9 protein-coding genes are annotated in these 10,800 nt (G+C 51.0%); 4 read left to right on the top strand and 5 right to left on the bottom strand.

From position 1 onward, the window contains the following. Nucleotides 1-65 precede the first annotated feature (65 nt). The 5 genes from HMPREF0673_RS03325 to HMPREF0673_RS03305 all read right to left on the bottom strand — a co-directional run bounded on the left by HMPREF0673_RS03325 (nt 66) and on the right by HMPREF0673_RS03305 (nt 7,111). Nucleotides 66-1,436, bottom strand: coding sequence for a sodium-dependent transporter (locus HMPREF0673_RS03325; RefSeq protein ID WP_007897944.1), 1,371 nt, complete (start codon nt 1,434-1,436; stop codon nt 66-68). 132 nt (nt 1,437-1,568) lie between these two features. Continuing rightward, nucleotides 1,569-2,516 carry a peptidoglycan DD-metalloendopeptidase family protein gene (locus HMPREF0673_RS03320; RefSeq protein WP_007897942.1) on the bottom strand — a complete coding sequence of 316 codons (948 nt, stop codon included), beginning with the start codon at nt 2,514-2,516 and terminating at the stop codon, nt 1,569-1,571. A 280-nt stretch (nt 2,517-2,796) separates the two neighbouring features. Next, nucleotides 2,797-4,893 (bottom strand): ATP-dependent DNA helicase RecG, encoded by a 2,097-nt coding sequence (recG, locus tag HMPREF0673_RS03315; RefSeq protein WP_007897932.1) that lies wholly within the window; start codon nt 4,891-4,893, stop codon nt 2,797-2,799. Then, a complete protein-coding gene (locus tag HMPREF0673_RS03310) occupies nt 4,890-5,441 on the bottom strand; it encodes a DJ-1 family glyoxalase III (protein ID WP_040596318.1) in 552 nt (183 codons plus the stop codon). The genes recG and HMPREF0673_RS03310 overlap by 4 nt, the downstream gene beginning before the upstream one ends. 269 nt (nt 5,442-5,710) lie before the next feature. Beyond that, nucleotides 5,711-7,111 carry an ATP-binding protein gene (locus HMPREF0673_RS03305; protein WP_007897926.1) on the bottom strand — a complete coding sequence of 467 codons (1,401 nt, stop codon included), beginning with the start codon at nt 7,109-7,111 and terminating at the stop codon, nt 5,711-5,713. Between the two features lie 1,038 nt (nt 7,112-8,149). Here HMPREF0673_RS03305 and HMPREF0673_RS03300 point away from each other — a divergent pair. From HMPREF0673_RS03300 to HMPREF0673_RS03285, 4 genes are all read left to right on the top strand, one after another. Next, entirely contained in the window at nt 8,150-9,091 is a 942-nt protein-coding gene (locus HMPREF0673_RS03300; RefSeq protein WP_007897916.1) for an ORF6N domain-containing protein, read from the top strand. A gap of 98 nt (nt 9,092-9,189) precedes the next feature. Then, entirely contained in the window at nt 9,190-9,393 is a 204-nt protein-coding gene (locus HMPREF0673_RS03295; protein WP_007897914.1) for a helix-turn-helix transcriptional regulator, read from the top strand. Nucleotides 9,394-9,404: 11 nt separating this feature from the next. Continuing rightward, a complete protein-coding gene (locus HMPREF0673_RS03290; protein WP_007897912.1) occupies nt 9,405-9,752 on the top strand; it encodes a HipA N-terminal domain-containing protein in 348 nt (115 codons plus the stop codon). Between the two features lie 31 nt (nt 9,753-9,783). Next, nucleotides 9,784-10,722 carry a HipA domain-containing protein gene (locus HMPREF0673_RS03285; protein WP_040596316.1) on the top strand — a complete coding sequence of 313 codons (939 nt, stop codon included), beginning with the start codon at nt 9,784-9,786 and terminating at the stop codon, nt 10,720-10,722. Nucleotides 10,723-10,800: the final 78 nt, after the last annotated feature.

Raw genomic sequence — 10,800 nt, 5'->3', positions numbered from 1 at the left:
TAAAGAATTTGAGAGGGCGTGCACTCTATGTTCATAGAATGCAGGCCCTCTCAAACGAGCAGCACCTAAAAGGCTATGTTGAGCAATCCTAACTGGTTGAGGAATATCGCCATAATACATACCGGACAGAAGTAGCGCACGAGCAGAAGGTAGACACCGAAGAGGGTGCCACTCAGTGTGCCCCAGTTCGTGAACTCGTCCTTTATCAGCTTGCGCGGCACCACCCAGCCCATGAATATGCAAGTGAGAATGCCACCGAAAGGCAGCAGAAGCTGTCCGGTCACGAAGTCGAACCAGTCGAAAAGCGTCTTTCCGAACATATTGAGCCACGCTCTGTCGCCAAGCGAGAGCGAGCAGAATGCACCAATCACCGAGCACACAACCGTCACGAGGCGTGCCGCATTCTTGCGGTCGAGGCGTGTCTCCTCACAGAGGAACGCAGTGCTCACCTCGTGCAGCGAGATGAGTGATGTGATGGCAGCAAGCGAGAGCAGCATGTAGAACATGACGGCGACCACCGTGCCAAGCAGCGGCACACCGGCAAAAGCCTGCTGAAACACGTTGGGCAGGGTGATGAAGATGAGCGACGGACCGCTGTCGGGGCTCACGCCAACGCTGAACGCTGCGGGGAAAATCATCAAACCGGCAAGAATGGCTATGATGGTGTCGATGACAGCTATGTTAACAGCCGACTTCAGGAGATTGGTTTCGCGAGAGAAGTAGCTGGCAAACGTGCAAATGCAGCCCATGCTAAGTCCTAACGAATAGAACGCCTGACCCATGGCAGCAAGAAAGACGCTGCCAGTAACCTTCGAGAAGTCGGGCTTGAAGAGAAACTCTATGCCTGCGGCTCCGCCCGGAAGCAGACACGAGCAGACCACTACCACCAACAATAGCAGGAAGAGCGTGGGCATAAGTGCTTTCGAAGCCTTCTCTATACCGCCACGCACACCGCGCACGATGATGACATGGGTAAGCAGGAACACTACTACTGTCCAAAACACGGGCCTCAGGGGCGATGCGGAGAAGTCGGCAAAGTAAGAGGCTATGTATTGCGGGTCGCCACGAAGCTCGCCTACGCCCGAGGCAAAGATGTACTGCAAGCACCAGCCCGACACTACGGCATAGTAGCCGGTAATGAGGAAACCGGTGATTACGCCCATTAGTCCGACGATGTGCCACGCCTTATGTGTGTCCATACGCGAATAGGCACGTGCGGTGTTGGCGGCTCCATGTCTGCCGATGATGAACTCGCTCATCATGCAGGGTATGCCGAGAAGCATTATGCACATTATGTATATCAGAATGAAGGCTGCACCGCCATTCTCTCCAACCATGTACGGGAAGCGCCATACGTTGCCTAATCCTACTGCCGAGCCTGCTGTTGCAAGCACCATGCCCAACTTACTTCCAAAATTAACTCTCTCTTGTGTCATCCTTTATGTGTTTTAATGAAATAAAAAGCGACACCAAACAACTTGTAATGTCTGTGTCACAAATTGTTTGGTGTCGCTTTGCTATGTTGTTATAGTCGTAAAATATACGTCAATGAATTGGTTTCTGCCGGCTTAAGAGTAGCGCAAGATCTGTCCTGGACGCAGACGCATCGTCTTAGAGATGTGGTTGAGTTTGCAAATCTTATCCACTGTCACGCCACGCTTTCTTGCGATGCTCGATAGAGTCTCGCCCTTCTTCACCTTGTGGTAAGAAATCTGATCGCTCAGACCTGATGTGGTGCGCTTGTTTGTAGCAAAGTCGTCTGCAGAACCGCTTCTTGCGAATGTAGAAGAGTCCTGCTTACCGCGCAGACGTGTAGCGTTCACCGACTCGTTGTCGTATGTCTGTTTGTTGAATGCGTAGTAGTCGCCCGTTACGTCCTGCGCACGGAAGTCGAACATAAGTGCCGGGTTGAGTGCTACGCCACAGAGGCGTGTCTCGAAGTGGAGGTGCGAACCAGTGCTTCGTCCGGTGTTACCACCGAGTCCGATCACTTCGCCCGAACGTACTTCCTGGTTTTCCTCCACGAGCTGCTTAGAGAGGTGACCGTAGATTGTCTCCAGACCGTTGTTATGGCGTATCACGATATACTTGCCGTAGCCGCCACGCTCGTAGCGCACGATGCGCACCTTGCCAGAGAAGGCTGCGCGTATGGTGTCGCCGATGTACACCTTGATGTCGAGACCTTTGTGCTGGCGTCCCCAACGTGAGCCGAAGTTGCTGGTGATGACGCGGCTTGTGGTAGGCATCGTGAAGTGACGAAGGTCGATATTGAATGTTTCAGGCAACTCGGTAGCGCGGTGTGCATACTTGTTGTCCCAGTTTGCATAGAGGTCTGCTGCGGGCGATTCGAGTTCTTCGCGCATAGTGATGTTGCGAAGCATAATTGTGTCGACGGCTGCCATCTTACGGTCTACCGGTGCCTGGCGTGCAAGAAGGTCTTGTGCGTTGGCGGTTGTAGAAGTAACGGCGAGCAACATCGATATTGCAAATGTCTTGACGATTTTCTTCAAATTCATTCTTCAGGCAGTTTTTTTTAAATAGAATGAGTATATCATTCCTTCAAAAAGATGGTCATCGAATTGTAGTATATTCGATATCAGTAGTAGTTAATTTGCAATGTTGGCATAGCATTTTGAACATTGCGTTGCAAAAGTACGAAAAAATATTGAATAAAATTGCAAAACGCGCTCTGTGTTAACAGTTTTTGAACGAAGTTTAACATTTTATTTGCTGCCCATAAAGCAGCAAACAAGCTGACTGGCACGCCGTTGTATCAGCCTGTCTGTCAGCTTGTCGTTACGAAATCGCTGCCCAATTGACGTTCGTATCGCGCAGTTCGCGCAGTCGTCGCCACAGCATTGCATACTCTGGCGAGGTGCATGTGGGGTCGGCATCGATAATCTTCTGCGCCTCTTCGCGGGCGATGGTCATTATTTGTCCGTCGCGCGCTATGTCGGCTATCTTCAGGTCGAAGGCGATGCCGCTCTGCTGTGTGCCTTCGAGGTCGCCTGGTCCGCGCAGTTTGAGGTCTGCTTCAGCGATGCGGAAGCCGTCGTTGGTCTCGCACATGATGTCGATGCGCTTGCTGGTCTCGGCGGAGAGCTTGTATGTGGTGACGAGGATGCAGTAGCTTTGGTCGGCACCGCGTCCTACGCGTCCGCGCAACTGGTGAAGCTGCGAGAGTCCGAAGCGCTGCGAGTCGAGTATCACCATCACGGAGGCGTTGGGCACGTTCACGCCCACCTCGATGACGGTCGTTGCGACGAGAATCTGCGTCTCGCCCGAAACGAACTTCTGCATCTCGGCATCTTTCTCCTTCGACTTCATCTTGCCGTGCACCTTGCTTATCTTGAATTCGGGGAAGATGTCGCACAGTGCGGCGTAGCCTTCCTCGAGGTTCTTGAGGTCGCTCTTCTCGCTCTCGGTGATGAGCGGATAGACGATGTACACCTGCCTGCCGAGGCGTATCTGCTGACGTATGCCGGCGTAGAGCGATGTCATCTGGCTGTCGTACTTGTGTATGGTCTGCACGGGTTTTCTGCCGGGTGGGAGCTCGTCGATGATGCTCACGTCGAGGTCGCCGTAGATGGTCATGGCGAGCGTGCGCGGGATTGGCGTTGCGGTCATCACGAGTATGTGTGGCGGGTTCTCGCCCTTAGCCCACAGGCGTGCACGCTGAGCCACGCCGAAGCGGTGCTGCTCGTCGATAACCGCCACACCGAGCCGCTGAAAGCGCACAGGGTCTTCGAGCACGGCGTGTGTGCCGACGAGTATCTTCACCTCGCCGGCGATGAGTGCGTCGAGCACTTCCTGTCTGCGCTTGCCCTTCACCTGTCCCGTGAGCAGTTCGACGCGTATGTCGAGACCGCGTAGAAACTCCTGTATCGTAGCGAAGTGCTGCTCGGCAAGTATCTCGGTTGGTGCCATGATGCACGCCTGATAGCCGTTGCCGAGCGCGATGAGCATGGTCATAAGTGCCACGAGGGTCTTTCCGCTGCCCACGTCGCCCTGCAGCAAGCGGTTCATCTGACGGCCCGAGCGCATGTCGTCGCGTATCTCGTGCACGACGCGCTTCTGCGCACCGGTCAGCTCGAACCTGAGGTTCTCGGAGTAGAAGCGGTGGAAGTCGTCGCCCACCTGCGAGAATACGTAGCCGCGGTACTTGCGGCGATGGTCGGAGGCGTAGCGCAGTATGTTGAGCTGCACGTAGAAGAGTTCCTCAAACTTCAGTCGCTCGCGCGCCTTCTGCATCTCCATGGCGTTCTTCGGATAGTGGACGCAGCGCAGGGCAGTGTCGCGCGAGACGAGGTGGCGTGCGTTCACGATGAAGTCGGGCAGCGTCTCGGGTATCGGTTCGGCTATCTTCTGCAGCATCGCCTTCACCATCTTCTCCACGGCGCGCGACGATATGTTGCGCTTCTTCATCTGCTCGGTGGTGATGTAGTAGGGCTGCATACCCATCTCGGAGAGCTGCAACTCCGATGCGCGCTCTATCTCGGGATGCGAGAACTGGAAGCGTCCTCCGTAGACAGTGGGTCTGCCGAACACGATGTAGTCCTCGCCCACCTTATACGTCTTGTATATGTACTGTGCGCCGGAGAACCACACGAGGTCGACCACTCCCCTACCGTCGGAGAAGTGTGCCACAACGCGCTTCTTGCGTGCCGACATCTCGAACTCCTCAAACGAGAGTATCCTGCCGCGTATCTGCACGAACGGCATATCGCTCTGCAGTTCGTGTATGGCATAGATGCGGCTTCTATCCACATATTTATATGGATAGTACTCCAGCAGGTCGCCCCAGGTACGCACGCCCAACTCCTTGTTGAGCACGTCCTTCTTGTTGGGGCCGACTCCCGGCAGATACATTATGTCCTGTGAGAGGATGTTCAAAACTCGTACATCATTCCTTTCTTCAACTCGGCTACGACGCTCGCACCCTTGAACTCCTCGAGCAGTCGGTAGGCGTAGGCGAACGATGCGCCTGGACCCTTGCCCGTGATGATATTGCCGTCGGCGGTGCAAGGCTCGGCGGTGTATGTGGCACCCTCAAGCTCTGTCTCGAAGCCCGGGTAGCACGTAGCGCGTTTGCCGCGGAGCAGACCCAGATGGCCCAGCACCATCGGCGCAGCGCAGATGGCACCGATGAGCTTCTGCTGCTCGGCATGGCGCACGAGTGCCGAGCGCACGCCCTCATGCTCGTCGAGGTTCTTCGCACCAGGCATTCCGCCAGGCAGCATGAGCAGGTCGGCATCGCTGAAGTCGGCATCGGCGAACATCATGTCCGCCTTCACCTGCACGCCGTGCGCCGACGCCACCATGTCCGTAGCGTTGATGCTAACTGTCTTTACGTCTATTCCGCCGCGGCGGAGTATGTCAACCGGAGCCAACGCCTCGATATCCTCGAATCCGTCGGCAAGAAATACGTATGCTTTTGCCATTTCGTATATGTTTACTTGTTGTTGTTCTGCATTCTTCACTTTCGGACGCAGCACGCCGAACGGATCGGCTGTCTTCGCGTCGTCCTCGTCCTTCTTCTTAAGCGAATAGAATCGTGCCATGTGTCTGTAGTTTTATTCGGCAGCACCGCTTCTGCGTGCGCCCCCGCTTGTTTCTTTCGATTGCAAATATACCGTTTTTTGGCGAAACTTCGTAAGGTTTCGACTAAAAGTAGCGCAGCGCGACTAAAAAACATATATACCCGCAGCCATTATTCGGGCTGATATTTCAGCACGTCATCAGGTAAAAACACATGACAATCGGCAGCAGAAAGAGGTGGCTCCTTCAGAAATAGCACATAAACAATCTTCTTGCCTTGCGCAAACGGAGCCTTTTCGGCTTTAGCTTTCAGCTGCACGAGAAGACGATCTGCATAGTCGGCAGCCTTCCATTTGCACTCGCCCACAAGTATGGTATCCTTTGCATCCACCGCCTCGGCTACAACGTCAAACTCCAAGTCGTCAAAACCCACGGGAGTCTTGCGTCCATCCTCATACACGGGCACCTTGCCCCACCAACGGCGCGCCATGTTCCATGTATGTCCGAACAATTCGTTGCCCGACACAGCTGCTTGGCACAACTGTTCCCACACCTTGCCGACATGCGCAGGAAAACCAGCCCTTATCTTTTGCATAACAAACGCCGTTCTGCCCAGTGCAAGCATCGAGCGGTGAGGCTCTATGAAGGTGTAGTAGAACGCCATAAAGTTGTCGTTTATGACGTAGAGAGTCTTCTTCGTCTTCTCCTCGCTCTCGCCGAACGGAACATCCTTACAGATATACGACATCTCCACAAGTGCCGATAACGGCTTCGAAATCTCCGTCGTCTTCTTGCCTATGACTGAAGCAACAGCCGAATAGCGCGTGTTGCCATGCCCAATCGCTGTCATTATCGACTGGAATGGGGCTATGTCGCTTGCCTCGTCAACGAACAACGCACTCGGTTCTCCGTTCAGCATACCGTGCTCGTCGAGCACAAGCTCTTCTACCGCCTCGCAGAACGAGCCGTACTCCTCACGCAGAGCCCAATAGCGTGGCACACCACCCCACACGCTGTACTCCTCAATGGTGCTGACGGCATCTAAACGCATGACCTCCTGCCAATATTGCGGACGTATCGGACGCAGGTTCATACGCTCGTGTGCACGTCCATAGAGAGGGTCTGACTTGTCAAGCACGAAACGCTGCATCATACGCTGCGACGAACCACAGACAACAAGATGATAGCGCAACTCTCCGCTGTCGACAAGCGTCTGAAGAACAGAGGGCAACGCCGAATCTTTCTCCACCATATAAGGGAACTCGTCGAGTACAAGCACAGTATTCTCACGGCATACCTTGTTGAACGCCGTCAATATCGAATGCCACGAGGGGTATACCGGCATGTCGAAACCTTCATACCTGTCGGCTATAGTAGTGGCGAGAAGCGATATCTGCACTTGCGTCTCCTGGCGCGCTGCCTCAAAGTAGATATCATCCTCTGTTATCACACGCTTCAGCAATGTCGACTTGCCAAGACGACGCCGACCATACACCACGACAAACTTACGTTTGTTTGAGCCAAAGGCACGTTGAAGCCGCTTCTGCTCCTTGATTCTATCTACAAACTCCATCTTTAGAAAATGATTTTTTCAAAAATGATTTTTAAAAATATGTTTTTGCAAAAATACGTCTTTTATAGTTATAAAGCAAGTAGTTGAGTATTTATTTTCACATAATCCACCGCATAAACACCCATATTTTTCACATAATCCGCACTATAAATACCCAAAATTTCACATAATCCGCACTATAAACACCAAAAATTTCACATAATCCACCACATAAACACCCCAAAATTTCACATAATCCGCACTATTGAAGCCCATTTTTTCACCTTAATTGGCTCAATTAGCTTTACAACTAAGACCGAAAATAGTCAACTCAACGCGTTAAACAACAACAAAATGATGTTGCCGTAGCAGGACAATGACATTGCCGTAGCAGGGCAATGATGTTGCCGTAGCGTGGCAATGATGTTGTGGTAGCAGGGTAATGAGAACGGCGTGGCAGATCGGGCGACAAATAGGCTGGTAGATAGGCTGGTAGATAGGCTGGTAGATAGGCTGGCAGATAGGCTGGCAGATATCGCTCTCGGAAGCCTATCTACCAGCCTTTATCGTGCTCGTAATCTGCAAGTTACGACGATACTGGAAGATATGGTGGATTTTTTCACGTACTGAAACTTTACAGGACTATAACATATCTAACAAAATACAACGTTGCAATACTCTAATCGCCTAACCTTATATTCCTATTTTAGAGTTTAGCCAAGTGAAGACTATTATTTTTCGCATCTTTTTTGTTTTTTACCCTAACAAACTTGTAACTCGGAATTTTTATCTATATTTGCAAAGCATAATGCGCTTTTATTACGCATGATATACATTATAATAAGTAGGAATTGGTATTCGCTCCTGCTACCCGTTGAAGGACACGATAGAAGCGATTACTAAAAGTACAACCACCGCTATAAGACTATTGATTTTACGTTCTTTTAAAAAAGGTTTGTGCAATATTGGCTTAACGGCTAAAAGCACTATCTTTGCATGCAACAATAAACAATATATTTAAGGTCACAATTTGTGATTTCAAAAAATAGAGATTGAATTATGGCAAATAACATAGAACATCAAGATAAAGGAGAACTGGTCACAAATTGTGACCAGTTGGTTGGTGTTGACAATATAGAGCCTCTAATAAAAGTCATTAGAGGACAACAAGTTATGCTTGACCGTGACCTTGCCACACTTTATGGCGTTGAAACAAAGCGTCTTAATGAGCAAGTAAAACGTAATATTAAACGATTTCCAGAAGATTTCATGTTTCAATTGACCAAGGACGAATGTTTAAGGTCGCAAATTGCGACCTTAAACGAAGGACGCGGACAACATTTGAAATACATGCCTTACGTATTTACTGAAAACGGAGTCGCTATGCTTAGTAGTGTTTTACGTTCTGACGCTGCGATTGAAGTGAATATTCGAATAATGCGAGCTTTCACTTCAATGCGTCACTTTCTACAGAACAATGCCGAAGTGTTTCAGCGTCTCTCGACTATGGAATACCATCAATTGGAAATGCAACAACACTTGCAAGAATCCGACAAGCGTATAGAAGAAGTATTTCGCAGATTGGATGAGGGCAACGCAAAGCCAAAGCAAGGTGTGTTCTACAATGGGCAAATTTATGATGCCTACACTTTCGTGTCCGACTTGATTAAGAGTGCGAAGAAACGTATTATCCTTATCGACAACTATGTTGACGAGACTGTATTGACATTGCTTGATAAAAGAAAAAACAGCGTGTCTGCAATCATCTACACTCAGCAGATAAGCCGCCAATTCCAACTCGACATTGACCGTCATAATGCTCAATATGCACCGATTGATATTGAAACATTCCGCTTATCACATGACCGCTTCCTTTGCATAGACGATGATGTGTATCACATAGGAGCTTCCATCAAGGACTTGGGTAAAAAGTGGTTCGGCTTCTCAAAGATGGATATACTTACACCATATGAATTGGTGGAACGAATCAACAGAGAGTAATGCATACGCAAATGTTCAAGAAAAAAACTATACCCTTTCGGGTGCAATATTAAATAAATTATATATATTTGCACCCGAAAGGGTATAATTGTATATATATGGAAACATCAATAGCTGCATTCGTAAAGGAACACCGACGTATGTTCAACCTCACGCAGGTGGACTTAGCGGAAAAGTCGGGCGTGGGACTACGCTTCGTGCGCGAACTGGAGCAGGGTAAGCAGACGCTGCGCATAGACAAAATAAACCAGGTGCTCGCGCTGTTCGGACACGAAGTTGGCGCAGTGCCACACACATCATAACATTACCAACTATGAAGAGTGCAAAGATTTATATGTACGACCGCTACGCCGGTCGGCTGACGGAGGACGAGAACGGCTTCCACTTTGTGTACGACAGCGAGTATCTCGCAGCGGATGGTGCTGAGCCTATCAGCCTCACGATGCCGCTGCGCGAAGAACCGTATGAGGACAAGGTGCTCTTTCCGTTCTTCGACGGACTGGTGCCGGAGGGTTGGCTGCTGAACATTGCGGAACGCAGCTGGAAGATAAACCAGCGCGACCGTATGTCGCTGCTGCTCGCCTGCTGCAAGGACTGCATCGGAGCGGTGAGCGTGGTGCCGGAGGAGGAAGCCGACGGCACGGCGCACAACCCGAACTGAGGTATTGCTAACTAAAAAACTCTTGATTATGATGGAAAAATGCCTTTACTGCTACAAGCCGCTGAAGGATGGCCAAAAGGACTTTCACCCTGCCTGCGCACGCAAGATGTTCGGCGTGAAGGAGGTGCCGACGCTGCCCTACAGACGCAGCGAGATTGCTGAGCTCGCAAAGCAGGTGGTGCGGGCACAGACAACGCTGACCGGCGTGCAGGCGAAGCTGTCGCTCGACGTGAACCCGGGCGGGAAAAACGAGCCCGACCGATTCACTATCGTGGGGCTGTGGGGACGCTACATTCTGAAGCCGCAGACCGACGCCTACCGTGCGCTGCCCGAAATAGAGGACCTGACGATGCACATGGCGGAGGCGGCGAAGATAGCCGTCGTGCCCCACTCGCTCATTCGCTTTGCCGACGGTGAGCTGTGCTACATAACGCGGCGCATAGACCGCGAACGCGACGGATCGAAGATTGCAATGGAAGACATGTGCCAATTGACGGAACGACTGACCGAATACAAGTACAAGGGCTCGTACGAGCAGATTGCGAAGCATATTAAGAAGTATTCGGCGGTGCCGCAGCTCGACCTCGTGAATTTTTGGGAGGTGGTGGTGTTCTCGTGGATTACGGGCAACTCGGACATGCATCTGAAGAATTTCTCGCTATACAAATCGTCGATGGGTTACAGTCTGACACCGGCATACGACCTGCTTTCGACGGCTATCGTGATGCCAGAGGACAAGGAAGAACTGGCGCTGACGCTCAACGGCAAGAAGGCGCGCATAAGGCGCAGCGACTTCGAGAAGTCGATAATAGCTTCGGGCGTGAACGAGAAAGTGCTCGACAACATTGCGAAGAAATTCCGCAAGGCACTGATGAAATGGATTGAACTTATAGAGGCATCGTTCCTACCCGACGACTTCAAACGGCAGTACAAACGACTTATTCTGAAAAGGATGCTGATGCTAAGATGATGGTTCGAAGCATCGAGTTTATACCCTTTCGGGTGTAATATCAAGTAAACTGTTTGAGATTACACCCGAAAGGGTATA

Source organism: Leyella stercorea DSM 18206 (assembly GCF_000235885.1).
GTDB classification, from domain to species: domain Bacteria; phylum Bacteroidota; class Bacteroidia; order Bacteroidales; family Bacteroidaceae; genus Prevotella; species Prevotella stercorea.
Note: the sequence above shows the minus strand (reverse complement) of the source record. Positions and strands in the feature narration are given on the sequence as shown.

Coding starts and splice junctions, on each gene's coding strand:
- HMPREF0673_RS03325 (WP_007897944.1), bottom strand. CDS start 1,436: ATGACACAAGAGAGAGTTAATTTTGGAAGTAAGTTGGGCATGGTGCTT.
- HMPREF0673_RS03320 (WP_007897942.1), bottom strand. CDS start 2,516: ATGAATTTGAAGAAAATCGTCAAGACATTTGCAATATCGATGTTGCTC.
- HMPREF0673_RS03310 (WP_040596318.1), bottom strand. CDS start 5,441: ATGGCAAAAGCATACGTATTTCTTGCCGACGGATTCGAGGATATCGAG.
- HMPREF0673_RS03305 (WP_007897926.1), bottom strand. CDS start 7,111: ATGGAGTTTGTAGATAGAATCAAGGAGCAGAAGCGGCTTCAACGTGCC.
- HMPREF0673_RS03300 (WP_007897916.1), top strand. CDS start 8,150: ATGGCAAATAACATAGAACATCAAGATAAAGGAGAACTGGTCACAAAT.
- HMPREF0673_RS03295 (WP_007897914.1), top strand. CDS start 9,190: ATGGAAACATCAATAGCTGCATTCGTAAAGGAACACCGACGTATGTTC.
- HMPREF0673_RS03290 (WP_007897912.1), top strand. CDS start 9,405: ATGAAGAGTGCAAAGATTTATATGTACGACCGCTACGCCGGTCGGCTG.
- HMPREF0673_RS03285 (WP_040596316.1), top strand. CDS start 9,784: ATGGAAAAATGCCTTTACTGCTACAAGCCGCTGAAGGATGGCCAAAAG.